Origin of the sequence: Streptomyces sp. SN-593, assembly GCF_016756395.1 — a bacterium.
Taxonomy (GTDB): domain Bacteria; phylum Actinomycetota; class Actinomycetes; order Streptomycetales; family Streptomycetaceae; genus Actinacidiphila; species Actinacidiphila reveromycinica.
In genome coordinates this window covers 1340836-1364171 of the sequence record NZ_AP018365.1, presented here as the reverse complement: position 1 = coordinate 1364171, position 23336 = coordinate 1340836, and the positions used below count along the sequence as shown (strand labels likewise).

The 23336-nt window shown below is 73.5% G+C and carries 20 protein-coding genes; 8 read left to right on the top strand and 12 right to left on the bottom strand.

What is annotated here, in order from left to right; all coding sequences use genetic code 11:
- Window positions 1-18: 18 nt before the first annotated feature.
- Together RVR_RS05765 and RVR_RS05760 are read left to right on the top strand one after the other, a co-directional pair.
- Window positions 19-627, top strand: a complete 609-nt coding sequence (locus RVR_RS05765; RefSeq protein WP_202232807.1) for a mycothiol-dependent nitroreductase Rv2466c family protein — start codon at window positions 19-21, stop codon at window positions 625-627.
- Window positions 628-843: 216 nt separating this feature from the next.
- Window positions 844-1290 (top strand): YdeI/OmpD-associated family protein, encoded by a 447-nt coding sequence (locus RVR_RS05760; protein WP_237404593.1) that lies wholly within the window; start codon window positions 844-846, stop codon window positions 1288-1290.
- 55 nt (window positions 1291-1345) lie between these two features.
- Here RVR_RS05760 and RVR_RS05755 read toward each other — a convergent pair whose 3' ends face one another.
- A complete protein-coding gene (locus tag RVR_RS05755; RefSeq protein WP_237404592.1) occupies window positions 1346-1591 on the bottom strand; it encodes a DUF6059 family protein in 246 nt (81 codons plus the stop codon).
- Between the two features lie 211 nt (window positions 1592-1802).
- Between RVR_RS05755 and RVR_RS38545 the strand changes: the two genes are divergently transcribed.
- Window positions 1803-1928, top strand: coding sequence for a hypothetical protein (locus tag RVR_RS38545; protein WP_272933058.1), 126 nt, complete (start codon window positions 1803-1805; stop codon window positions 1926-1928).
- Window positions 1929-1996: 68 nt separating this feature from the next.
- On the opposite strand, the gene RVR_RS05750 is transcribed toward RVR_RS38545, so the two are convergent.
- Both RVR_RS05750 and RVR_RS05745 read right to left on the bottom strand, forming a co-directional pair.
- The gene (locus tag RVR_RS05750) at window positions 1997-2449 is read right to left on the bottom strand and encodes a carboxymuconolactone decarboxylase family protein (RefSeq protein ID WP_202232806.1); all 453 of its coding nucleotides are present in this window, start codon (window positions 2447-2449) and stop codon (window positions 1997-1999) included.
- Between the two features lie 193 nt (window positions 2450-2642).
- Window positions 2643-4823, bottom strand: coding sequence for an MMPL family transporter (locus RVR_RS05745; RefSeq protein WP_237404591.1), 2181 nt, complete (start codon window positions 4821-4823; stop codon window positions 2643-2645).
- Window positions 4824-5525: 702 nt separating this feature from the next.
- Here RVR_RS05745 and RVR_RS05740 point away from each other — a divergent pair.
- Complete coding sequence (locus RVR_RS05740) at window positions 5526-6347, top strand: AfsR/SARP family transcriptional regulator (RefSeq protein ID WP_202232805.1); 822 nt, start codon at window positions 5526-5528, stop codon at window positions 6345-6347.
- 184 nt (window positions 6348-6531) lie between these two features.
- Here RVR_RS05740 and RVR_RS05735 read toward each other — a convergent pair whose 3' ends face one another.
- Together RVR_RS05735 and RVR_RS05730 are read right to left on the bottom strand one after the other, a co-directional pair.
- Window positions 6532-7584 (bottom strand): ParB/RepB/Spo0J family partition protein, encoded by a 1053-nt coding sequence (locus RVR_RS05735; RefSeq protein ID WP_202232804.1) that lies wholly within the window; start codon window positions 7582-7584, stop codon window positions 6532-6534.
- A gap of 160 nt (window positions 7585-7744) precedes the next feature.
- Window positions 7745-10471: an FAD/NAD(P)-binding protein gene (locus RVR_RS05730; protein ID WP_202232803.1), complete on the bottom strand. Its 2727-nt coding sequence runs from the start codon at window positions 10469-10471 to the stop codon at window positions 7745-7747.
- 254 nt (window positions 10472-10725) lie between these two features.
- Here RVR_RS05730 and RVR_RS05725 point away from each other — a divergent pair, with 254 nt between their 5' ends.
- Window positions 10726-11187 (top strand): RrF2 family transcriptional regulator, encoded by a 462-nt coding sequence (locus RVR_RS05725; RefSeq protein WP_202232802.1) that lies wholly within the window; start codon window positions 10726-10728, stop codon window positions 11185-11187.
- Window positions 11188-11256: 69 nt separating this feature from the next.
- Here the strand turns inward: RVR_RS05725 and RVR_RS05720 are convergent, their stop codons facing one another.
- Window positions 11257-13485: an MMPL family transporter gene (locus RVR_RS05720; protein WP_202232801.1), complete on the bottom strand. Its 2229-nt coding sequence runs from the start codon at window positions 13483-13485 to the stop codon at window positions 11257-11259.
- Window positions 13486-13777: 292 nt separating this feature from the next.
- On the opposite strand from RVR_RS05720, the gene RVR_RS05715 reads away from it, so the two are divergent.
- Window positions 13778-14578: a TetR/AcrR family transcriptional regulator gene (locus RVR_RS05715; RefSeq protein ID WP_202232800.1), complete on the top strand. Its 801-nt coding sequence runs from the start codon at window positions 13778-13780 to the stop codon at window positions 14576-14578.
- A 147-nt stretch (window positions 14579-14725) separates the two neighbouring features.
- Here RVR_RS05715 and RVR_RS05710 read toward each other — a convergent pair whose 3' ends face one another.
- From RVR_RS05710 to RVR_RS05685, 5 genes are read right to left on the bottom strand one after another with little or no spacing between them, the layout of a single operon-like run.
- Entirely contained in the window at window positions 14726-15910 is a 1185-nt protein-coding gene (locus tag RVR_RS05710; protein ID WP_202232799.1) for a DUF3500 domain-containing protein, read from the bottom strand.
- A gap of 38 nt (window positions 15911-15948) precedes the next feature.
- Complete coding sequence (locus tag RVR_RS05705) at window positions 15949-16461, bottom strand: RidA family protein (protein ID WP_237404590.1); 513 nt, start codon at window positions 16459-16461, stop codon at window positions 15949-15951.
- Window positions 16462-16464: 3 nt separating this feature from the next.
- Window positions 16465-17313 carry a fumarylacetoacetate hydrolase family protein gene (locus RVR_RS05700; protein ID WP_202232798.1) on the bottom strand — a complete coding sequence of 283 codons (849 nt, stop codon included), beginning with the start codon at window positions 17311-17313 and terminating at the stop codon, window positions 16465-16467.
- Complete coding sequence (locus RVR_RS05690) at window positions 17310-19070, bottom strand: FAD-dependent monooxygenase (RefSeq protein WP_237404589.1); 1761 nt, start codon at window positions 19068-19070, stop codon at window positions 17310-17312. Before RVR_RS05690 ends, RVR_RS05700 begins: the two co-directional genes overlap by 4 nt.
- A 42-nt stretch (window positions 19071-19112) precedes the next feature.
- On the bottom strand, window positions 19113-19913 hold the full coding sequence (locus RVR_RS05685) for a dienelactone hydrolase family protein (RefSeq protein WP_202232797.1): 801 nt from the start codon (window positions 19911-19913) through the stop codon (window positions 19113-19115).
- Window positions 19914-20068: 155 nt separating this feature from the next.
- Between RVR_RS05685 and RVR_RS05680 the strand changes: the two genes are divergently transcribed.
- Both RVR_RS05680 and RVR_RS05675 read left to right on the top strand, forming a co-directional pair.
- Window positions 20069-21118: an amidohydrolase family protein gene (locus tag RVR_RS05680; RefSeq protein WP_202232796.1), complete on the top strand. Its 1050-nt coding sequence runs from the start codon at window positions 20069-20071 to the stop codon at window positions 21116-21118.
- 26 nt (window positions 21119-21144) lie between these two features.
- Entirely contained in the window at window positions 21145-22653 is a 1509-nt protein-coding gene (locus RVR_RS05675) for a DUF3500 domain-containing protein (protein WP_202232795.1), read from the top strand.
- 8 nt (window positions 22654-22661) lie between these two features.
- Here the strand turns inward: RVR_RS05675 and RVR_RS05670 are convergent, their stop codons facing one another.
- The gene (locus tag RVR_RS05670; RefSeq protein ID WP_202232794.1) at window positions 22662-23321 is read right to left on the bottom strand and encodes a GntR family transcriptional regulator; all 660 of its coding nucleotides are present in this window, start codon (window positions 23319-23321) and stop codon (window positions 22662-22664) included.
- Window positions 23322-23336: the final 15 nt, after the last annotated feature.

The following is a 23336-nucleotide window of genomic DNA, read 5'->3' as shown; positions in this document are numbered from 1 at the left end:
TCCGTTTGGAGGCCCGACGTGGCGCAAGGCACCCCGACCCCTGTCGACTTCTGGTTCGATCCGCAGTGCCCCTGGGCGTGGATCGCGTCGCGCTGGATGCACGAAGTGGCGCTCCTGCGGCCCGTGGAGCTGCGCTGGCGGGTGATGAGCCTTGCCGTCCTCAACGAGGGGCGGGAGCTGCCGCCGCGCTGGCGGGACGCGAGCGGCTTCGGCCCGGTGCGGGTGTGCGTCGCGGCCGAGCAGAAGTACGGTCCCGAGGTGCTCGGCCGGCTCTACACCGAGATGGGCACCCGGTTCCACCACGAGAAGGCGCCGCGGGACCGCGGGACCGTGGCGGCGGCGCTGCGGGCCGCGGGCCTGGACGGCGGCCTGGCCGACGCGATGGACGCCACGGAGTACGACCCGGCGCTGCGCGCGTCGCACCGCGACGGCATGGACCGGGTCGGCTACGACGTCGGCACCCCGGTGATCTCGGTGGCCGGGAACGCGTTCTTCGGACCGGTGGTGACACCGGTGCCGCGCGGCGAGGCGGCGGCCCGCCTGTGGGACGGCGTCCTGCTGGTCACCGCCACGGACGGGTTCTTCGAGCTGAAGCGCACCCGCGACCGCAAGCCGAGCTTCGACTGACCTCCGGCGGCGCCCGGCGCCGTGTACACGCCGTGCCCCGTCCGCCGTTGCGGGCGGGGCACGCGTCCTGGCCATAATGCTCGGACACGGCAGACGGGGCGGCGCCCCGGCGGTCGGACCGCGACACTGGGGACGACGGTCGCGGGTCCGTGCGCACCGCCCGTCGCCTCGCCCCGGTCCAGCCCCGGACGCCACCCACGCCTACAGGAGCAGACGATGAAGTTTCGGACCCAGGTCGAGCCCCCGGAGCCCATGCGGGGCCTGGAGGTGCCGCCCGAGGTCGTGGAGGAGCTCGACGGCGGCGCGCGCCCCGCCGTGACCATCACCGTCAACGGGCACTCCTGGCGCAGCCGGCTGGCGATCATGCGCGGCCGGCACCTGATCGGCTTCAGCAAGGCCAACCGCGCCGCGGCGGGCGTCGACACCGGGGAGGAGGTCGAGGTCGAGCTCGAACTCGACACCGCGCCCCGCACGGTGGTCGAGCCCGAGGACTTCGCGGCGGCCCTCAAGGCCGACCCGGTCGCCGCCACCGCCTACAAGAGCCTGACCCAGAGCCGCAAACGCGAGCACATCCGGGCCATCGAGAGCGCGAAGAAGCCCGAGACGCGGGCCCGCCGCATCGCGAAGGCGCTGGTGACGCTGCGGGAGCAGGACCTGTCCTGAAGCCCGGTTCCGAGGCCCCGTCCTGAAGCCCCGTGCGGCGGCGGGAGGGCGGTGCTCAGCGCTTCTGGCGCCGCCGTTCCTCCCGCCGCCACTGCCGCAGCAGCGCCCGCTCCAGCGGGGTGAGGGCGGTATCCGGGCGCAGCCGCTCGGGGTGCGCGGGCGGCGGCCCGTCGAGGGGTTCGGGCTCCTCGTCCGGCGGCCAGCCGGGCACCCACAGCCCCAGGGCGTGCATGGCCCCGTAGGCGCCCAGGGACCTGCACATCTCGCCGACGAAGCGCCTGAGGAGGGCGAGGGCGGCCATGGACGGGTTCCCTTCGCGTCGTGCCTCGCCGGAGCGCGGGCGTGTGACGCTACTGTCCCTGCCGCGGTTGGAGGCGGGCTGGAAGCGCGCTCGAGTACGCACGGCTCCGTCCGGCCTCCAGAGGGAACTCAGCGGGACCTGCCAAGGTGGCGGGGTGGGGCGCGGGCCCCGCGGTCGACGCGACGGCGCGTGGACGTGGGAGGAGAGTCCGGTGGGCGATGCCGCAGGCGAGTGGTGGGAGTCCGACGGCGGCTGGCCGACGCCGCTGCTGAGACTGGCGGGGGTGGACGACGAGGACGAGCCGGCGGAGCCGCACATCGTCCGCGGGATCGACTGACCGGGCCGACGCGTGCGGCCCCGGCCCCCCGCCGAGCGGGGAACCGGGGCGGGACGGTCGGGGGCGGATCAGCCCCAGTCGCCGGCCATCTGCTTGGTGGTGACGTTGAGCCGGTTGAAGAAGTTGGTCAGGGCGACCATCAGCACCAGGGCGGCCAGGCCCTTCTCGTCGAAGTGGTCGGCGGCCGCGTCCCAGACGTCGTCCGGCACCGCGTCGCTGCGGTCGGACAGCCGGGTCGCGGCCTCCGCCAGCGCCAGCGCGGCCCGCTCCTCGTCGGTGAACAGGGTGGTCTCGCGCCAGGCGGCGACCGCGAACAGCCGCTCCGCGCTCTCGCCGCTCTTGAGGGCACCGCGCGAACCGGAGTCCACGCACGAGCTGCACCCGTTGATCTGGCTTGCGCGCAGGTGGACCAGGTCGAGCGTCGTCTTCGGGACGCCGCCGGCGTAGATGGCCTTGTACATGTCCTGGACGGACTGGGTGGCGTTGAGGATCATCGCCGGGTTCTTCATGCGCGCTTCCATGGTCTTTCCTTTCGTGGGGAACGCATGACGCCGCCGCGGGGCGGGCGTCACTCCTATGACGTCCGGCGGCCCGCGAGTGTGACAGGAGTGACGGCGCGGCCCTCAGGGCCGCCCGCCGCCGGCGTCGTCCGCCACGAGTGGGGCGCCGCACCGCGGGGGTCGGCGCGACGCCCCTTCTCCCCCCACGCGGTCGTCAGGCGCCGACGTCCGCGCGGGTGGTCTCCAGGGGACGCTCGCCCTCGGGCGGCGCCTCCGTCTCGGGGTGCCCCGGGCGCCAGATGGCGGGGCCGAGGGACAGGGACAGGGCGGGCACCAGCAGGCTGCGGACCAGGAAGGTGTCCAGCAGGATGCCGACCGCGATGAGCAGGCCCTCCTGGAGCGAGGACACGGTCGGGATGGTGGCCAGGACGCAGAAGGTGGCCGCCAGGACGATCCCGGCGGAGGTGATGACGCCGCCGGTGACGGTCAGGCCGGTGAGCACGCCGTCGCGGTGCCCGCGGTGCCGGACCTCCTCGCGCACCCGGGCCATCAGGAAGATCGTGTAGTCCACGCCGAGGGCGACCAGGAACAGGAACCCGATCAGCAGCAGGCTGCGGTCCATGTGCGGGTGGCCGATGGCGTGGAAGAGCAGCGAGGCGGCCCCGATGGCGGCGGCGTAGGACAGGATCACCGACAGCAGCAGCACGATCGGGGCGACCACCGAGCGCAGCACCAGGATCAGCATGACCAGGACGACCAGCAGGACCAGCGGGATGAGCAGCATCTCCTCGTCCTTGGTCGCGTTGGCGGTGTCCAGCGCGACGGCGCTCTGGCCGCCGACGACCGCGTCGGACGCCCCGGCCGGCCCCTGGTCGAGGGCGGTGCGCATGCGGTGGACGGTGTCCCGGGCGGCCTGGGTGTCCGGGGCGTCCTTGAACACGGCGGTGATGTGGGTCCAGCCGCCGGCGGACCGGTCGACGGCCGCCGACTGCACGCCGGGCACCGTTCGGACGACCTGGAGCGCGCTGTCGGCGCCCGCGGCGGGCACGTAGACGTCGGCGGGCTCCGAGGCGCCGGCGGGGAAGTGCGCGGCAAGGATCTTCTGGCCCTCGATGGAGCCGACGGACTTGGTGAACTGCTGCGCCTGGGTCTGGCCGGTCTCCACCGTGGCGGTGCCGACCGCCAGCGCGGCCAGGACGACGATGCAGCAGGCCCAGACCACGCGCGGCCGGCGGGCGACGGTGCCGGCCACCCTGGCCCACACGCCGTGCTCCTGCTCCGTGCCCGCCTCGTGGCCGGGGGTGTGGCGCGGAACGAACGGCCAGAACGTCCACCGGCCCAGGACGACCAGCAGCGCCGGCAGCAGCGAGGTCATGGCCAGGAAGACCACCGCGACCCCGATGGCCACCACCGGGCCGAGGCCCTGGGTGGAGTTCATCTTGCCGAAGACCAGGCACAACGAGGCCAGCACGACCGTGGCCGCGGAGGCGGACAGCGCCGAGACCGACCGGCCCACCGCGATCCGCATCGCCTCGTGCCGGTCCTCGTGCCGGTGCAGCTCCTCGCGGTAGCGCGCGATCAGCAGCAGCGCGTAGTCGGTGCCGACACCCACGCAGAGGATCATCAGGATGTACGTGCTCAGGCCGTTGACGAGCAGGCCGGCGTGGGCGGCGAGGAGGTACACCACCCCGCTGGCGACCTCGGCGGCCAGGAAGACCGAGATCAGCGGCACCAGCCACAGCACCGGGCTGCGGTAGGTCAGCAGCAGCAGGATGGCGACCACGGCGAGGGCCGCGCCCAGCAGGGCGCCGTCCATCCCGCTGTAGACGTCGGCGAAGTCCCGGATGCTGCCGGCCTCGCCGGAGACCCTGGTCTCCAGCCCGGCCGGCGCGCCGTCCCGGACGATCTTCTCCGACCGGTCCACGGCGTGGGTGAGCACGTTGTTGTCACTGGGGCTGGTGCGCAGCGGAAGGCTGACGAAGGCGGCCTTGCCGTCGCCGGAGACCTCCGGCGCGGACACGGTGCCGACGGCGACGGCCTTGAGGGCGCCCGCGTCCGCGGTGATCTTGGCCCGGTCCGCGGCGGTGAGGCCGCTGTCGCGGGTGTAGACGATCACGGCGCCGCTGGTGTGCCGGTCCGCGAAGTGCTGCTCCGCGAGTTTGACCGCCCGGGTCGACTGGGCGCTGGAGGGCAGCCAGGTCTCCTGGTCGTTGTTCTGGACGTGACCGATCTTGGAGCCGAGCGATCCGCCGGCCGCGATCAGCACCAGCCAGATCACCAGCACCGCCCACTTCGAGCGGCGCCCGCTGACCAGCCGGGCGTAGCCCGCGGTGAATCCGGCGTCGGACCCCCTGTCGCCACGTGGAGTGACCGGTTGTTCCTTCATCGTAGTCATGCCTGCTCGCAAGGGGTCGGGGAGCCCGCTCTCCACGGCTCCGGTCGGCATTCTGGGGCGAACGCATAGGGCGGCGGCGCGTGATCGCCCGCCGCGTACGGTCGCAGCACCGCCGCCGAGCGGCCGGCGGTCCTGTTGGTCACTGCTATGACGGCTGCCGGTGGGAACATGTGACAGGCGGCCGCGCGGGCGCTGGTCGGGCAGGGGATCGGGCAGGGGATCGGGCCCTTTGGGCGCACCCCCGAAAGGGTGGGCGGCGGGAAATCGCCCCCCGGGGGTTGTCACGGACGGCGACTCCCCGGCCGCCTCGGACGACGCGGCGGTGTGCCGGACTCCCGCGGGGGCATCCCACCCGCCCCACCCTTTTCCCTGCCCCCCACCCGACTCAAGAGCCGCTCGACCGGCCCGTGACGGACAGTGGGTGCGCTCTGACAGTACGTCAGAGACGCACTTGCCCCTCCGGCGGGCGGTCGCAAGAATCCCGCTGGTCCGACCGCCGCGGTTCGACAACGCCTCATGCGGCGCCTGAGAACCGTCTGAGCAGTGGCGGACAACCTGTGGAGCCGGGTCGTGCCGGTGGTTACGTACTCAACGGCTCGTTTCGCAGAGGGAGGCTGTGGAGTTTGCCCGTGCGACATGCACTACGGATCGGATTCGGTGCCGGCTCGTCCTGGTACGGCCGGCGGTCTCGAGGAGGAACCTGTGAGAGTGAAGGTCCTGGGCCCGTTACAGGTCGATGTCAACGGCCTGACGGTCGTTCCCACCGCGAGTAAGCCCCGCCAGATCCTGGCGCTGCTGGCGCTCTACCCGGGGCGGGTCGTCCCGATCTCGACGCTCATGGAGGAGATCTGGGGGAGCGACCTGCCGGCGAGCGCGCTGACCACCCTCCAGACGTACATACTCCAACTGCGCCGGCGGCTCGGCAGAGCGATGGGCCCCGACGAGCCGGGCACCGCCAAGGACGTCCTGGTGACCCGCTACGGCGGCTACCTGCTCCAGATCCGGCCCGAGCACGTGGACGTCCACGAGTTCGAGCGCCTCGTGGCCACCGGCCAGCGCGCCTTCGACGTCGGCGACGACGTCACGGCCGCCGACCTGCTGCGCCGCGCACTCGACCTGTGGGACGGCGGCGCGCTCGTCGACGTCCGGATGGGGCCCGTGCTGGAGATCGAGGCCGCCCGGCTGGAGGAGAGCCGGCTGGTGGCCGTCGAGCGGCGCATCGACGCCGAACTCCGCCTGGGCCGCCACCGGGAGTTCATCGCGGAACTCACCGACCTCATCGCCCGCCACCCCGAGCACGAGGGGCTGCACGCCCAGGCGATGGTGGCGCTGTACCGCTCGGGCCGGCAGGCGACCGCCCTCGACGTCTACCAGCGCCTGCGCGCGCGCCTCGTGGAGGACCTCGGGGTCGACCCCTCGCCGCAGTTGCAGCGGCTCCACCACGCGATCCTCAGCGTCGATCCGCGCCTGGACGTGGCCGCCGGCCCCCGCCCCTCCTCCACCTTCGGCTGGTACGCGAACTGACCCGCGGCGGGGCGGCCCGGCTTCCGCGCCGGCCCCGCCGCGGCGCTCCGCGCTCGGGGCGCGGAGCGCGAGGCCCGACACCCGCGCACAGCGGCCCGGTGTGCGTGTCGACTGAGGAGATTCCTCAGTCGACACGAACACCGGGCCGCTGTGGTCCGCGGGCGGGGCGCACCGGGCAGGAGGTTCAGCCCGACGTCGAGGAGATGTCGTCGGCGGCGAGATCCATCCGCATGGCGATCCCGTTCCAGCTCGCCGCGCAGGTCCGCGCCAGGGTGGCGATCTTCCGCGCCTGGTGGGCGGGCGCCTGGAGCACCTGGCCGAGATCCGCGTCTCGCACGATGTGCGTCTCCAGCCAGCGGATCATCGCCCGGCCGTCCTTGCTGTACTTCACGGCCGGATCGCGCTTCAGTGACGCCAACTGCGCGGCCGGGTCGGCGTATTCACCCAGGGCGCGGACGGCCGGCGGAATACCCGGTCCGGGACCCCCGACGTCGTCCGCCCCTTCGCCGCCGACGAGTTGCGGGGTGAAACGGGTCCGTGGTGCAGGAAACAACCCCGTCCCGACCTCTTCCGGCCGGGACTTGTCGTTCTGCCCGGAGAACCGGTCGAGCGGTGCGCCTTCCGCCCGACCGGAGGGAAGCCCGAGCGCCGGGCGGCGGGATTCCTCGCGGTGCAACGGCCGCGCCCTGCCGTCCCGTCCGACCCGGACCGGGGCCTGGGCGATGCGGCCCGCGGCTTTGCGGCGCAGCGCGCCCACCGTCTTGCCGGACAATCCGGTCCTGGCCGCGATGCCCCGGTCGGACCACTCGGGGCAGCCCTCAAGGATCTTCATGGCCGACTTCTTGCGATCCGACAAGGTCAGCGGCAGACCGTGCCGCATGTTCAACTCGACGGCCAGCAGGAAAGCCTCCCACTCGGTTCCGTCGAAATAGCGGACCTCCACCTCCTGCTGCTCGTTCAATCGCGCGACGTGCAGCCGGTGCATACCGTCGACAACCCGCATTGTCGGACGATGCACGATGATCGGAGGGAGTTTTCCGTCCGTTGCCACCAGGGAGCGTACGTGATTGCGGTCTATGCCTTCCAACCGGGGCGAGTCCGCGTCCCGCAGCATGGTGACGGGAATGCGGAAGATCGACTCGGAAAGCCGCGCGGGCCGGTCACGGTCCGCAGGCCGAAGGGTCCGGCCTTCAGGAGGTTCGGACCCGGCGGAGGCATCCCCCGACGCACTGATCACCACACTGTCCTTTCCCGAAGCAATAACGCCATGGACAGCAAATACCCACGGGCTTCGGTCCTGAACCGGGCGGTGCGTGGCTCTCTTCGGTCACAGTCGTGTTCGGCGGAGCCATTTCGTGAAGATCGATTTCACGCCGGTGACCGGGTGCGGACCGGCTTCACCCCACCGGCAGCGCGGCCAGCCGCCGATCGTCCTGCGGCGAGGAACGGCGCGCCAGCCGCTCCTCCAACCGCAGCCGGGCGGCGTGGTGCTGACCGGCCGACACCAGTGCGTACAGCATGGTCTCCTCCACCACCTCGCGCTGCGCGGCGCTGCCGCCGACGCTGCGCAGCGCCGGCAGGATGCGCTCCAGGCGCCGGGCCGCCTCCGCCCAGTGCTCCTCCACGACGCACACCAGCGCCTCGCACAGCGGGGCGACGACCTCGCGCTGCGCGGTGTCCGCGCCCGACGCGTGGACGTGCAGCCGGCGCAGGCCCGCCAGGTCGTCGGCGGCCGCCAGCGCGATGGCGGCGTGCAGCGCGGTGAAGGCGGTGGCCGGGCGCTCCAGGATCTCGGCGCCGACGGCGCCGATGACGCCGTCGATCGGCACCCGGCCCGTCCAACTGTCGGTCACCCGCGCCCGCCACAGCAGCGAGCCGGAGTCCACCAGCGCCCGTACCCCGCGCACCTTGGCCGGCGCCAACTGCACCGCCCAGCGGCGGCGTACGGCGCCGGTGTCCTCCAACGCCAGTTCGTGCAGGGCCGCGTGCCAGGAGAAGTGGGCGCGGTGGGCGCTGCCGCGGCCGCGGGAGGCCAGCCACTCGTCCAGCCGGATCCGGCCCGCCTCGTGGTCGCCGCACTCGTAGTGGACGTGGGCCAGGGCGTGCATGGCGTGGCCGGACGCGGGCTCGGCGCCGAGGGCCTGCTCGGCCAGCGCGCCCGCCTCGTCGTAACGACCCTGCTCCTGGCGCATGAAGGCGAGCAGCGAGGTGTGGAACCAGTGCCCCCCTTGTGCCCCGGCGGTCTGTTCGACCAGGCGCAGGGCGCTGGTCTCCTCCAGGTCGTGCAGCCCGGAGAAGGCGATGGTCGGCACGGCGACGGCCAGGGCGAGCGCGTCGCCGGGATAGGCGGCCAGGTGCCGCACGAGGGCGGCGTCGCCGTCGGCGGCGGTGCCCCGCACCCGGCGGGAGACGACGTGCACGAAGGACCGCTCGTGGTCGTCGGCCCGGTCGCGGGCCGAGCGCTCGGCGGCGGCGAGCGCGCGCGGGACGTCCACGTCGGCGCCGGTCTCGTGGCCCATCAGGGCGAGGGCGGCGTGGCCGAGCGCGAAGCCGGGGTCGAGCGCGGTGGCGCGGGTGAAGGCGTCCTCCGCGCCGGAGCACACCTTCAGCAGCCGGGAGACCCCGGAGCGGTAGGCCGCGGCCGCAGCCGCGCCGGTGGACAGCGCGAACCCCGCGCCGTCACCCGGCCGCCGCACCCGGCGCGCGGGTCGGACGTCCGCCCGGCCGCCGGCCAGTTCGCCGAACACCGCCTCGGCCACGGCCGCGGCCTGCGCGCGGATCTCCGGGACCGCGGTGGTCTCCCACAACTCGCCCCGGCGTGGCGACCCGAGCGTCCACACCGGCCGGTCCGCCCGGCCGAGCGCGTCGCGCAGCCTGCCGTCCTCGGTGGCGACGCCGAGCCGCGTCGGATCGGGCACCGCGGTGCCGTCGGCGAGCATGCCCAGCCACAGCGGGTCCCGGAGCCGGCCCGGGCCCGTGCAGTCCACCACCCACCCCACCGTCAGCTCCCGCCGGGAGCGGCCGTCGACGAGGGTGACGCCCAGCCCGCCGGGGCGGCCGTCGGCGGTGTCCACGGCCGCGACCCGGCCCTGGTGCGTGCGCAGCCGGCGGGCCCGGGTGATCCGGGCCACGCGCTCCGCGGTGGCCGGCGACATCCGGTGCCGGTGGACGTTCCACAGCGCGCTGTCGTGCGCCAGGAACTCGACCCGCTCGTCCACCGTGAACGACGACCACAGCGAGGCCGTCACCGGGCGCAGCCCGTCCAGCGCCGGCCGCCAGTCCCCGTACGCGCGGACGGCGCCGCCGACGTACCGGCGCACGGCCGAACGGACCTCGGCCAGCGGCAGGTCCGCGGGGCGGTCGCCGCGCAGGGCCGGGGGCAGCGGGGCGGGCGGCAGCGGCGCCAGCGCGTGGGCCCGGGGCAGCAGGCCGCCGCGGGACACGGCGTGCACGGTGCGGCCGGGCCGGTCCAGCGTCATGGCCAGGTCCATGGCGGTCAGGCCGGTGCCGACCAGCAGGACGTCGTCGGTGTTCCCCTCGGCCAGCAGCGCGGCGAGCGCGTCGGGCGCCCAGGGGTCGGCGACGAACCGCCCGTCCGCGGCGAGCGCGTCGGGCGCCCAGGCGGCGTCGGAGGCGGCGGGGCCGGTGGCGAGCACCACGCAGTCGGCGTCCAGGGTGGTGCCGTCGGCCAGTTCGAGCCGGGCGCGGGCGCCGGCCGCGGAGCACCTGGTCACCCGGGAGCGCAGGCGCCGCACCCCGACGGTGCCGCGCGCCGCGATCACGGCCTGGCCGAGCGTGTCGGCCAGGTAGGCCCCGAAGCGGTACCGCGTGGCGAAGTCCTCCGGACCGACGTCGCCCTCGCCGTGGCGACACAGCCAGCGGACGAAGTGCCCGGGGTCGTCGGGGTGGCAGCTCATCTTCCCGGCCGGCACGTTGAGCCGGTGGCGCGGGTCGCGCGTGGCGTACGCGGTGCCGCGGCCGGCCTCCGGGGCCGGGTCGACGAGCACCAGGTCGAAGCGGAACCGGCGGCGGGCGCCCGCCTCGCACAACTGGATCGCGACCATGGTGCCCGCCGCGCCGGCCCCCACGACCGCGACCGTCCGGGGGGAATGTCCTGACGTCATGCGATGCCTCCTGCTGCGCTGCGAGGACGACTCGGGGCGGGCCGGGACCCGCCAATCCACTATTTCAGTGAACTACCTGCACTAAGCAAGGCCATTGCGGCACATCCACTCGTACTCCACTCGGACTCAAGTGGAGCTGCGGTGGATATCGTTGGTTGAGTCCCGCTTCCTCCCGTTGCGTTCCGCGCCCGGCGCCGGGGAGGCGGAGGCCGCTCGCCGGCGCCGGGCCGGCGCCGGTGTGAGACAGTTGTGCGGTGCGGATCACAGCCAAGACCGACTACGCGGTGCGGGCGATGGCCGAACTCGCGGCCTCCGACGTGCCGCTCACCGCGGAGAAACTGGCGGCCCGCCAGGACATCCCGGTCCGCTTCCTCTTCGGCATCCTGCGCGAACTGCGCGTGAACCGCCTCGTCCACAGCATGCGCGGCCCCGAGGGCGGGTACGCCCTGGCCCTGCCCGCCGCCGAGATCTCCCTCGCCGACGTGATCCGGGTGGTGGACGGCCCGCTCGCCAACGTGCGCGACCTCAGCCTCACCGGCCTGAGCTACCCGGGCCCCGCCGCGCCCCTGCCCGACGTCTGGCGCGCGGTGCGCACCAGCCTGCGGGAGGTGCTGGAGACGACCAGGCTCTCCGACCTGGCCTCCGGCGACCTGCCCGACGTCGTCCGCGCCCGAGCCGACGCCTACCTCGCCGACACCCACGACGACAGGCCGTAGGCCCGCCCCGCTCGACGGTGCCCGCCGACCCGGTGCGAGCGGGGCGACGGGCGCCGTCGGCGCGGGGGGTCAGACGCTCGTCGCGTCCTTCGCCAACGGCGCGGGCACGGCCGGCGCGGGCGCGCTCCCGCCCTCGCTCAGCCCGATCCGGTCGTGCAGCCGGCGCAGGAACCCGGGCGCGTACCAGGCCGCACCGCCGAGCAGGCGCATCGCGGCGGGGACCAGGACGCCGCGGATGGCGACGGCGTCGATGAGGATGGCCAGCCCGCTGCCGAGGCCGAACATCTGCATGAAGCTGACCTTCGCGGTGCCGAACGCGAAGAAGCTCACCGCGAGCAGGCAGGCCGCGGCGGTGACGATCCGGCCGGTGTGCCCCAGGCCGTCGGCCACGGCCGACCCGGTGTCCGCGCCCTGGTCGTGGAGTTCCTTGATCCGGCTGGTGACGAACACCTCGTAGTCCATCGACAGGCCGAAGACGATGCAGAACATCAGCACCGTCATCGAGACCTCCATCGGCTGGGCGGTGAAGCCCAGCACGGAGGACAGGTGGCCGCCCTGGAAGATCCACGTCATGGCGCCGAGGGTCGTCACCAGGGTGACCAGGTTGAGGACCAGGGCACGCAGCGGCTGTACCACGCTGCCGGTGAACAGGAAGAGCAGCACGAAGGTGGTCAGGGCGACCAGGCCGATGGCCAGCGGCAGGTGGCTGCTGACGGCGTGCTTGGCGTCGACGAGTTCGGCGTCCTGCCCGCCCACCAGCGGGTGCGTCCCGGCGGGCGGGGCCAGCGCCCGCGCCTGCCGGACCAGGTCCTGCGCGGCGTCCGAGCGCGGTGCCGCGGAGGTGACCACGGTGATCCGCTGGGCGTCGGCCCGGCCGAGGCCCGCGCTGCCGGCGGCGGCCGCCGAACGGCGCCCGCCGGCGTAGGTCGCGGCGCTGGTCTCCACCCGCGCCACGCCCGCGAGCCGGGACAGCCGCGTCGCGTACGACTCCAGGGCCGCCGGGGCCACCTGCCGGTCGACCATGATCTGCATGGCCGTGGCGTCGTCCCCGTCGAAGTCCTGCTGGAGCGCCGTGGACACCTGGCGGCTCTGGGCGTCCGTGGGCAGCACGCGCTCGTCGGGCGTGCCGAAGGAGATCCCGAGCAGCGGGCTCGCCGCGACCAGCAGGACCGCCAGCACGGGCAGCGCGGTGAGCGCGGGCCGCCGCATGACAAAGCGCGCCAGCCGTGCCCACACCGAGACGCGGGCGCCGGCGGGCGCGGACCTCGCCCACGGCAGCCGCCCGCTGTTGACCCGGTGGCCCAGCACGGCGAGCAGCGGCGGCATGACGAACAGCGCGCTGAGCGCCGCGATGGCGACCACTCCGACCCCGGCGTACCCGAACGAACGCAGGAAGTACTGCGGGAACACCAGGAGCGCCGCGAGCGCGGCCGCCACGGTCGCCGCGGAGAACGCGACGGTACGGCCGGCGGTGTGCACCGTGCGCCGGACCGCGTCCTCCACGCCCGCCCCGGTGCCCAGTTGCTCCCGGAAGCGGCTGACCATCAGCAGGGAGTAGTCGATGCCCAGCCCGAGGCCGAGGGCCGTGGTGAGGTTGGTCGCGGTGTCGGCGACGCTGGTGAGGCTGCCGAGCAGGAAGAGCAGGGCGAACGAGCCCAGCACCGCGACGACGGCGATGGCCAGCGGCAGCAGGGCCGCGACCACGCTGCCGAACACGACCAGGAGCAGCAGCAGGGTCAGCGGGATGGCGATGCTCTCGGCGAGGAACAGGTCGCTCTCCACCTGCTTCGACATCCCGGCGTTCACCGCCGCCGCGCCGCCGGCCCGGACGGTGAGCGTGTGGTCGAAGGTGCCGCTGTAGGTGTCGACGAGGTGTTCGGCGCTCTTCTTCTGCTGCGTCTCGTCACCGCCCACGTGCGCCACCACCATGGCCTCCCGCCCGTCCTGCGACCGGAGTCGGGGGTCGCCCGTGTCCCAGTACGAGACGACGTTCGCGAGCGAGCTCTCGTGCTTCAGCCGCGCCTCCAGCGCCCGGCCGCCGCGCTCGGCGGCAGGGGTGTCGATCCGTCCGCCGCCGTCGGCGGCGACCAGCAGGACCAGGTTCGTCTCGCCGCCGAACTTCTGGTCGATCACCTCGCGTGCCCGGGTGGACTGGGAGGAGGGGTCGTCGAACCCGCCGCCCAGCAGCTTGGCGAATGCGCCGCTGCCCGCGGCACCCATGAGGGCCGTCACCACGACGGCGACGACGAGTACCAGCCGGGACCGGCGGATCGCCAGTTCGGCTATGCGTTCGAACACGCGAGATCTCCTTGATTGCGTACGTGCGGTGAAACGGCGGGGGAGCGGCCGGGCAGCAGGAAGGATCGGACACCGGGGCCGGCGCCGCGGGATCGGACGACCGGGCACGCGGGGACCGGTGGCGCCCGGCACGGGCTCGACATCCCGACGCGACCGGGTGCGGTGCCGGGACGGCACGCTCCGTCGCCGCCACGACCGTAGGGGACCGGACCCGGGCGCTGGCAGTGTGAGATTTACCTGACAGTGTTCGCCTCCCCGACAGCCGCCAGGCCGACAGCGGTAGGGTCACCGCATGCTTGAGGACGATCAACTCCCCCAGGCCGCAGGCTCGTTGCGCGAGCGGCGGCGGGCCACCGCGGTCCGGGAGATCCTGGAGGCCGCCGAGCGGCGGATCGCCGGGCACGGCCCCGCGGCGCTGTCCCTGCGGGCGGTCGCCCGCAGCCTCGGCATGACCGTGCAGGCGCTCTACCACTACTTCCCGAACCGGGACGCCCTGGTCACCTCGCTCATCGCCAAGGAGTACGAGGACCTGGCCGATGCGGTGCAGGCCGCGCTCGACGGCGCGCCGGACCGACCGGACCTGCCGCGCCTGGTGGTGGCGGCCGAGGGCTACCGCCGCTGGGCGGTCACCCACCCCGAGCGGTTCCAGCTCCTGTTCGGCACGCCGCTGCGCGGTTACGCCGCCCCCGCCGAGGGCGCCACCACGCAGGCGGTGCGCCGGATGGGCACCATCTTCCACCGCGAACTCTTCGACGGGTTCGGCGCGGAGCAACTGGCCGCGGCCGACCCCTCCGCGCTCCCGCCCGGACTGCTGGCGCACCTGGACGGCCTGCCGCCCGAGGGGCCGGGGGAGCTGCCGCCCGCCGCGGTCGCGCTCTTCCTCGACGCATGGGGGCGGCTGCACGGTCTCGTCGTGCTGGAGGTGTTCGGGCACACCTCCTTCATCGGCGACCACCAGGCCGAGGTCTTCCGCGTGTCGATGCTGCGTCTGCTGGAGGACGTCCACCGCCGCATCCCCGCGCGCGCGGACGGGGTCGCGGGTACGGGTACGGGCGCAGGTGCGGAGGCCGGCCCGCCGTCGGCCGGCGCCTGAGCCGCCGCTTGCCGCAGGGCACCTGCGAGAGCGGCCCGCCGCCCCTGAGGCGCGGTCAGGAGCCGGGCGGGCCAGGGCGGATGACGTCGGCGTCGGTGCGCACGGGACCGGCGGCGGACCGGGCCGGCGTCGCCGCCGCGGTACCGGTCAGTGCTTCTCGTACACCTCCGGCGGGTACCAGGCCGCCGTCCGCAACGGGCTGGAGGACTCGGGGCGGTTGGAGGTGAGGCGTCGGTCGAGGTGCTCGCCGCCGGGGCCGTGCCGGGCGTAGTGGTCGAGCAGGAGGTCGTGGCCCAGGTCGTTGTCCAGGTCGCGCCAGACGGTGTGCATGTGCTGGCCCGCGGCCACGGCGTTGTCCGCCTCGACCAGGAGGTGGTCGGTCGAGACCCGGTAGTAGTGCGCGGTGTCGGGCGTGGTGCCGCCGGCCCACGCGAAGCGCAGGGTGGAGGGGTGCTCCCGGAACACCTGGTCGCGGTAGCGGGCGGTGACCTCCTCCGGGCCGGTCTCGACGTAGCGCAGCAGCAGCTCGCGCAGCGCGGTCAGTTGGGCGCCGTCGAGGTCGGCGCCGCTGACGCCCGAGGGCGCGTGGCGGCTGAAGCGCAGCTTGCGCCGGTCCTCGTCGGTGATGGAGTAGCCGACGATGCCGAGGTCGACGGGGTCGGGCCACTCCTCGGCGCCGACGCGGGGCACCTGGCGGGTCACGAAGTCGGCGGGCGCGACGTCGTGGACGACCGCCTCGGCCCGCAGGTCGGGGGACAGGGACTCCAGGACGGCGAACGCCCGGCGCGCGTGCCCGCCCAGCGGGTCGAGGGCGCCGGCCGGCACGGGCATCGCGCCCATCGCCAGCGGGGTGACGGTCAGGTACCGCTGGGCGACGACGGTGAAGTTGACCGACAGGTGGTGCCCGATGACGCGCCACCCCCACGTGTCCTCGAAGCCGGGCCGCCCGAAGACGGTGAACCAGTAGGCGTCCGGGTTGCGGAACGCTCCGGCGAACACGCCGAACCCGCGCTCGATGACGTCGAGTTCGCGCAGGATGTTCTCGGTGGCCATCACCGCCAGCACCTGGCTGTAGCCGCGCATGCTGAGCCCGGACTTCAGCAGGGTGTGGGCCAGGGTGCGCTGGTGGCCGTCGAGGTCGCCGAGCGGGACGCCGGTGCGGTCGGGCTTGGGGATGAAGTCCCAGTCGACGCGGCGGGGGTCGTCCATGTCCGGGAGGTGCATCCGGGCCCGCAGGTCGGGGGTGAGCGAGTCCAGCAGTGCCCAGGTCGAGAAGAGCATCCGCTTGATGGCGACCGGTGCTTCGTACTGCATGGAAGGGTGCTGCGGCATGGGACCTCCTGCGTCGGGGCCGCCGGGGGGAGGGGCGTTCATCCGCGCGGCGCGGCGGCGAGCACGGCGAGCAGGTCGCAGTGCACCAGCGCCGCTCCGTCGAGTTCGGCCGCCAGGGACTGCCGGGCGGGCCGGCGCGCGGGGTCGGGGAACATGGCCAGCCACTCGCGGTTGAGCGCGTCGCGGTCCCGCGGGTCGGCCAGGCGGAAGGTCATCTTCAGGATGTCGTCGGTGCTGCCGCCGACCGCCGCCATCAGCGCCCGCACGTGGGTGAACACGTTGGCGCACTGCCGTGCCAGCTCAGGCGGCATCGCGCGGGTGACCGGGTCGCGGCCGGTGATCGCGCCGGACGCCAGGAAGGGGCCGATCCGGCTGGCCGCCGGGATCGGGTTGGCGTGCGCGAACCCCGGCAGTTCGACGCTGACCCGCCGCGCCGGACCCGGCTCCCCACCGCCGGGCCCACCGCCGGTCGCACCGCCGGGCCCGGCGCCGTCCGCCGCCGTGCCGCCGCTTTGCGTGCCGGGCCGCTCGGCGCCCACTGCCTCGGACACGGCTCAGCCCTCCGCGACGATGTGGTTCTCCAGGGCGCCGAGGCCCTCGATCTCCGCGCGCACCACGTCGCCGACCCGCAGGAAGGAGCCGGTCGGTGCCCCGATGCCCGAGGGCGTCCCGGTGGCGAGGACGTCACCGGGCATGAGGGTGAAGACCTGCGACAGGTAGGCGATCTGCTGGTGGACGTCGTGGATCATGTCGTCCGTCGGCCAGTCCTGGCGCACCTCGCCGTTCACCGTCAGCCGCATCCGCAGCGCGTGCGGGTCGGGCACCTCGTCGGCCGTGGTCAGCCAGGGCCCGATCGGGCCGTGGGTGTCGAAGGACTTGCCGAGGGTGAACGTGGGCGAGCGCTTCTGGAGCCAGTCGCGGACCGAGAAGTCGTTGGCCACGAGGTAGCCGGCGATCACCGAACCGGCGTCCTCGGCCGCGACGTGCTTGCAGCGCCGGCCGATCACGACCCCCAACTCGATCTCGTAGTCCAGTTGGTCCGACAGGTCCGGCTTCACCACGTCGGCGGTCGGGCCGACGATGCAGGAGACCTGCTTGTTGAACCACATCTGGTGCTCGGGCACGGGGATGCCCGCCTGGCGGGCCTCCTCGGCGTGCTCGCGGTAGTTCATGCCGATGCCCAGGTACTTCTGCGGGGCGTCGACCGGGGCGTCCAGCGTGACGTCCGCCAGGAGGTGGATCGGACCGCGCGCGGCCTCGATCCGCCCCCGCAGGTCGGGCAGGTCGGGCAGGATCGCCCGCAGCGAGGTGCCGACCTGCCCGGACACGTCGGTGACGCGGTCGCCGTCCACCCGGCCGAGGCGGACGGGGCCGTCCCCGACGCGGAACCGTGCGAGCTTCATGCCTGTGCGCCCTTCTGTCCGATCGACGTCTGCGCCAGCGCGGCCTTCTCCGCGTCCGTGGCGGGCCAGACGTGCTCCCCGTCCGGGGTCATCTGGAAGCTGACGAAGCGCCAGGCTCCGTCCTCGCAGCGCCGCAGCACCTGGATGACCTGGCCGCGCACCAGCCGCTCGGCGCCGTCGGGGCTGTCGAGCCGGTTCTCGATCCGGCCGGTCACCACCGCCACGTCGCCGATCAGGCGGATCGTCAGCGGACCGCGGGAGATGTCCAGGTACGCCTTCCGCGTCGCCACGTGCTCCAGCAGCTGCGCCTTGTCGTGGGTGAGCCCGGGCGCGTGGGTGTGCACGAGCGAGGCGTCGAACAGGTCGTCCAGCGCGGGGAGGTCCACGGCGAGCAGGGCGGCGCGCCGCCGTTCCTCCACCGCCAGGATCTGCGCCCGGGTCGCGTCGTCGGCGTCCACCACGCCGCGCGGGCGGGTGTTGCGGTAGGCGTCCTTGGTGCGGAAGCCGGTGGTGTCCCCGGCCTCGTGGCCGGGGCGGGGCTGGCCCACGAGGGCGTGGTACTTGCTGAAGATGGCGTCGGCCTCGGCGAGCGGCAGCACCTCCTCGATGTCGGTGAACCGCTCACCGCCGGTCCGCTCCTCGACCATCCGGCGGATCACCTCGTAGCCCTCGCCGCGGTGGGCCATGACGATGCCGTTGACGGCCTTCAACCGCTGCTCCTCGAACGCCTTCAGGGCCGCGGGCACGTCCTCGACGGTGGCGAGCTTCTCGGCCAGCGCGCCGCCGTCGACGACGGCCTGGCAGGCGCCGTTGCCGCCGCGCGGGTACATGGCGTGCGCGGCGTCGCCGATCAGGACCACGCGGCCGTCCGTCCAGGTGTCCAGCGGCTCGTGGCGGATGAGCGGGAAGAGGTAGACCTCGCGGGCGTTGCGCAGCATCTCCTGGACGTCCAGGTGCACGATGTCGCACTGGTCGTAGTAGTGCATGATCTCGTCGACGCTGCCGAGCTGGTTCCAGTCCTCGACCGACTCCTCGCGGGTGGCCTCGACGACCCAGTTCACCAGCACCTTCCCGGTGCCCTCGAAGTCGTCGGCGATCGGGTACACGATCATGCTGGAGCTCTGCGGCGCGCCGATGTGCAGGATGGTGCCGCCGCTGCCGAAGGGTTCCATCAAGGTGGTGCCGCGCCACATGGTGATGCCGGAGTACACCGGCTCGGAGTGGTCGGGGTGCATCTGGCGGCGGAGCGCGGAGTTGATGCCGTCCGCGGCGATCGCGAGGTCGGCCGTCACCTGCGAGGCGGTGCCGTCCTGGTCCACCAGGTCGAGCGTCACCCGCTCGTCGTGGTTGGTGTAGCCGGTGCAGCGCGTGCCCTGGACGACCGCGTCCGCGCCGAGCCGCTCCAGCACCGTGCGGTACAGCAGCATCTGGAGCCGGCCGCGGTGGACGAAGCGCTGCTCGTAGAGGTAGCCCATGTGCACGCCGCACAGCTCGGCGTAGATCTCCTGGCCGTACTTGTTGTAGAAGATCGAGTCCCGCGCGTCGACGGATATGGCCCTGAACTCCTCCAGCAGGCCCAGCTCGTCGAGTTCCTTGCTGCCGTACACCTTGACGTCGATGCCGACGCCCAGGGGCCTCAGCTCGGCGACGCTCTCGTAGATCCGGGGGCGGAAGCCGCGCTGGTGCAGGCGCAGCGCGGCGGCGAGTCCCGCCGGGCCGGCGCCGATGATCGCGATGTCGAGCGGGTTGCTGGTCATGGGGGTCCTTGGGGTAGGGGAGGGCCGGGCGGTGGTCGGGGCTCAGGCCGCGGACCGCGGGTCGCCGACCTCGCGCAGGAACCGCAGGGTCGCGTCCCACGCCCGGGCGGTGCTGCGCGCGCTGTACGCGACGACGTCGGGCCGGGCCGAGGACTTCGAGGTCGGCGAGGTGAAGGCGTGGACGGTGCGGCTGTAGACGTGCTCCTGCCAGTCGAGGCCCGCCGCCGTCATCGCCGCGGTGAGGTCGGCGCGCATCCCGGGGGTGGCCATCGGGTCCTGTGCGCCGGTGCACACCAGCACCGGCGCGGGGTGGGCGGCGGACCAGTCGAACGCGAGGATGTCCAGCCCGCCGTGGACGCTGACGACGCCGGCCACCTCGCCGCCGGTGCGGGCGTACTCCAGCGCGGAGGAGCCGCCGAAGCAGTAGCCGAGCGCCACCACCGCCGCCGTGTCGGCGTCCTCCTGCGCCAGCAGCGCCTCGTGGGCGGCGCGCACCCGACCGGTCCAGTGCGCGCGGTCGGCGGCCATCGCGCCGATCAGCGGCCCGAACTCGGCCTGGTCGGCGGGCAGGAGCCCGTCGCCCCACAGGTCCGCGACGAGGGTGGCGTGGCCGAGGCCGGCCAGCCGGCGGGCGAGGCCGGTCATGTGCCCGCTCACGCCGTAGGCGTCGGGCAGCAGCAGGACCGCCGGCCCGGCGGCGCCCCCGGCCGGTACGCACAGGTGGCCGATCAGGCGGGTCGCGCCGTGCCGGTACTCGACGTCGCGCGCGGTGACGGCGGGCGCCGGGGCGGACGGGGCGGACCGGTCTGACGGCGTGGATGTCGCGGTTGGTGCGGATGTCACGGGTGTCCCTCTCGACGGCTCCCTGGGCGGCTCGCCACACACGAGACCGTAAACGAGATCGTGTACGATTTCAATTACGAAGTCTCTTGCGTTAAGGGACGCGGCTCGGCTAGCGTCCGTATCAGATTTCGTACACGATTCGAGAGGGTCACTCCATGACCGTTGTCGACATCAACATCCACCACCTGCCGGAGGACCTGTTCTCCAACCCGAGGATCCTCAACGGCTTCCTCGACAGCGCCCCGCGCGGCTTCGGCGAGATCGCCCGGGTCGCCGAGCTGGAGGACGGCCGCAAGCAGCTCATCCTGGAGAAGCCCGCGGGCTTCCAGAACCTCAACTACGTCGACGGCGACTACAGCGCTGAGGCCAAGCTCGCGGCCATGGACGAGGCCGGCGTCGACTACGGCATCATGCGCGTCCCGGTCTGGCAGGAGTGGCTGCCGCTGGAGACCTGTCGTGAGGTCAACGACAACGCCCACGAGATCGTCAAGCGCTCCGGCGGCCGGCTCTTCGCCACCGCCTGCGTGCCGCCGTGGGGCGGCAAGGAGAACATCTACGAGCTGGAGCGCTGCGTCAAGGAACTCGGCGTGGTGGGCGTGCAGCTCGCCTGCCACTACGGCCAGCTCTACCTGGACGACCCGGTCTTCGAGCCGTACCTGAAGGTCATCGAGAAGCTCGACATCCCGGTCATCGCGCACCACACCCCGCTGCCGGTCGAGTGGCGCACGGTCGTGGACTACACCAACCTGCGCCGGGAGTTCGGCCGGATCGTGGACCAGGCCACGGCCGTCGGCCGCGAGCTGTTCAGCGGGATGTTCGACCGCATGCCCGGCCTGCGCTTCGTGCACACGATGCTCGGCGGCAACTGGTTCGCCAACACCGCGCTGACCACCCCGCACCGGTCGAACAAGAAGGAGGCCATCACCCGCCTCGACCCGACCGGCGGCGACAAGATCCACAGCTACCTGGAGAACAACATCTTCTTCGACCTGACCCACCCGCACTCCTGGGGCAAGGACCAGGTCGAGTGCGCGCTGAAGGTCAACGGCGCCGACCACTACATGTTCGGCTCGTCGTTCCCGGTCTTCTACGGCTGGATGAGCCAGGGCGTGGAGTTCATGCAGAAGACCGTCGAGATCACCGACGAGGAGCGCGAGCAGGTCCTGTCGGGCAACGCCAAGCGCCTGTTCCGGCTGCCGATCTGACGACGGCCGGCGAGGGGAGACACCCAATGAGCCACGACGCGGCCCCGGACGGCGGGCGCGGCCGGGCCGCCGGCGGCCCTGACTCCGGCGGCCTGAACTCCGGCAGCCTGAACTCCGGCGGCCCGGACTCCGGCGGCCCGGACTCCGGCGCGGGCCGTACCGGCGGGCGGGACACCGGCGACCAGGACATCGACGGCTTCTTCTCCACCGCGCGCGTCGCCGCGCGGCCGGAGGCGGTCGAGCTGCCGACCGACGGCCACACCCGCTTCCTCTTCGACCTGGACGACCCGAAACTCACCTCGGTCCGCGGCATGGACTACGAGGAGTTCACCCGGGACCGCTACAAGGCGCCCTTCCTCCAGGAGCTGCTGGCCTCCTGGCGGGCGCTGTACGACGAGCCCTTCACCGGCGTCACGTCCGACGGCGTGGTCCGCCCCGGGCTCTACGACCTGCCGGAGCACCCGGTCACCGACCCGGCGCCCCAGCAGGCGGCGCAGCGCCTGCTGGCCGTCGTCACCGACGAGGAGCGCCGCTCCCTGACCCACCCGGTCACCGCCCGCGAGTGGCGGGCGTGGAGCAACCCGGAGTTCGTCGTCCACCGCGTCGGCCTGCGCCTGGAGAACCTGGCGGAGGCGACGGTGGCGGCGGTCCTCGGGGTGGTGCGCGCCTCGCTCAGCCCCGAGGGCTACGCCCGGGTCACCGGGGCGATGGAGCTCAACGCGGCCCTCGGCGAGCTGGTGGACCTGCCGGCGGTGATGAACGCACGCAGCTACTGGTTCTCGCTGTTCGGCACCCCCGACCCGCTGGAGCCGTGGGGATGGCAGCTTTTCGGGCACCACGTGGCGGTCAACTTCGTCTCCGTCGGCGGCCGGCACGTCATCGCCCCGGTCTTCCTGGGCGGCGAGCCCGCGCTGACCGACGAGCACCCGCCGCTGTTCGCCGGGCGCGAGGCGACCGCGCTCGCCCTCGCCGGCTCGCTCACCGCCCGCCAGCGGGAGCGCGCGGTGGTCTACGCCTCCGTGCTCGACCCCGCCATGCCCGCCGGCCGCCTGCACCCGGCCGACGAGCGCCATGTCGCCGGCGCCTTCCAGGACAACCGGGTGATCCCCTACGAGGGGATACCTGCCGGCGAACTCACCGCGGAGCAGAGCGCGTTGCTGCGCGCGGTGGTCGCCGACTTCCTCCTGCTGCCCAAGGAACCCCAGCGCGAGGCGACACTCGCCGGGTACGACGCCCACCTCGACGACACCTGGTTCGCCTGGTACGGCGCCACCGACGGCTCCCAGCCCTTCTACCTGCGGGTCCACAGCCCGGTGGTCATCGCGGAACTCGACCACCACGCGGGCGTGTGGCTGAGCAACCGGCTGCCGGCCCGCTTCCACGTGCACACCACGCTGCGGTACCCGAACGGCAACGACTACGGCCGCGCGCTCGTGGCCCGCTGGCGCGAGCGCGAGGGCGGCCGTGGGAGCGACGGCGGCCGCGAGGCCGAGGGCGGGCGCGCAGGCGGGCCCGCGCGGGGGCGGGCGAGGTGACCGGCGGGTCAGACCGCGTCGCGCGGCAGCTCCGCCTCGTAGCGGGTCACGGCGTCGACCGTCCGCAGTTCGTGCTGCCGGGCGGCGGTCTCGATGGCCTCGGGATCGGCCGCGGACTCGATCAGCCGCAGGATGTCGTCGTGCTCGGCCAGCGACGCCTCCGCGCGGCCCGGCGCGTACCAGAAGGCCGACTTGCGGATCACCTCCAGCCGCGCCCACTCGTTGCGGACCATGGTGACCAGGCGGTCGTCGCCCGCGCGCGACGCGAGCAGCTCGTGGAACTCGCGGTTGAGCCGGCCGAACCGGGTCGGGTCGAAGGCGTCGAGCGCCTCGCCCATCCGCCGGTTCAGCACCCGCGCGGTCTTCAGGTCCTCCGCGGTCAGGTGCGGGGCCGACAGCGCGGTCGCGTAGCCCCCGATGCGGGCGAGCAGGCTCAGCCCCTGCTGCCAGGCGTCCGTGTCGAAGGTGCGCACCAGCGCGCCGACGTTGGGGACGATCCGCACCCAGCCCTCGGCCTCCAGCCGGCGCAGGGACTCCCGCCACGGCACGGAGCTGATGCCGTACTCGCGCACGAGCTGGTCGATGACCAAGCGGTGGCCAGGCCCGTACGTGCCGTCCATGATCCGCTCTTTGAGGATCCGGAAGGCCTGATCGGCTTTGGTCTGCATACAACAAATCCTACT

What these genes read in the sequence shown, in the direction of transcription:
- RVR_RS05760 (WP_237404593.1), top strand. Translation starts at nt 844, where the DNA reads ATGAAGTTTCGGACCCAGGTCGAGCCCCCGGAGCCCATGCGGGGCCTG.
- RVR_RS05755 (WP_237404592.1), bottom strand. Translation starts at nt 1,591, where the DNA reads ATGGCCGCCCTCGCCCTCCTCAGGCGCTTCGTCGGCGAGATGTGCAGG.
- RVR_RS05750 (WP_202232806.1), bottom strand. Translation starts at nt 2,449, where the DNA reads ATGGAAGCGCGCATGAAGAACCCGGCGATGATCCTCAACGCCACCCAG.
- RVR_RS05745 (WP_237404591.1), bottom strand. Translation starts at nt 4,823, where the DNA reads ATGACTACGATGAAGGAACAACCGGTCACTCCACGTGGCGACAGGGGG.
- RVR_RS05730 (WP_202232803.1), bottom strand. Translation starts at nt 10,471, where the DNA reads ATGACGTCAGGACATTCCCCCCGGACGGTCGCGGTCGTGGGGGCCGGC.
- RVR_RS05715 (WP_202232800.1), top strand. Translation starts at nt 13,778, where the DNA reads ATGCTTGAGGACGATCAACTCCCCCAGGCCGCAGGCTCGTTGCGCGAG.
- RVR_RS05710 (WP_202232799.1), bottom strand. Translation starts at nt 15,910, where the DNA reads ATGCCGCAGCACCCTTCCATGCAGTACGAAGCACCGGTCGCCATCAAG.
- RVR_RS05700 (WP_202232798.1), bottom strand. Translation starts at nt 17,313, where the DNA reads ATGAAGCTCGCACGGTTCCGCGTCGGGGACGGCCCCGTCCGCCTCGGC.
- RVR_RS05690 (WP_237404589.1), bottom strand. Translation starts at nt 19,070, where the DNA reads ATGACCAGCAACCCGCTCGACATCGCGATCATCGGCGCCGGCCCGGCG.
- RVR_RS05680 (WP_202232796.1), top strand. Translation starts at nt 20,069, where the DNA reads ATGACCGTTGTCGACATCAACATCCACCACCTGCCGGAGGACCTGTTC.
- RVR_RS05675 (WP_202232795.1), top strand. Translation starts at nt 21,145, where the DNA reads ATGAGCCACGACGCGGCCCCGGACGGCGGGCGCGGCCGGGCCGCCGGC.
- RVR_RS05670 (WP_202232794.1), bottom strand. Translation starts at nt 23,321, where the DNA reads ATGCAGACCAAAGCCGATCAGGCCTTCCGGATCCTCAAAGAGCGGATC.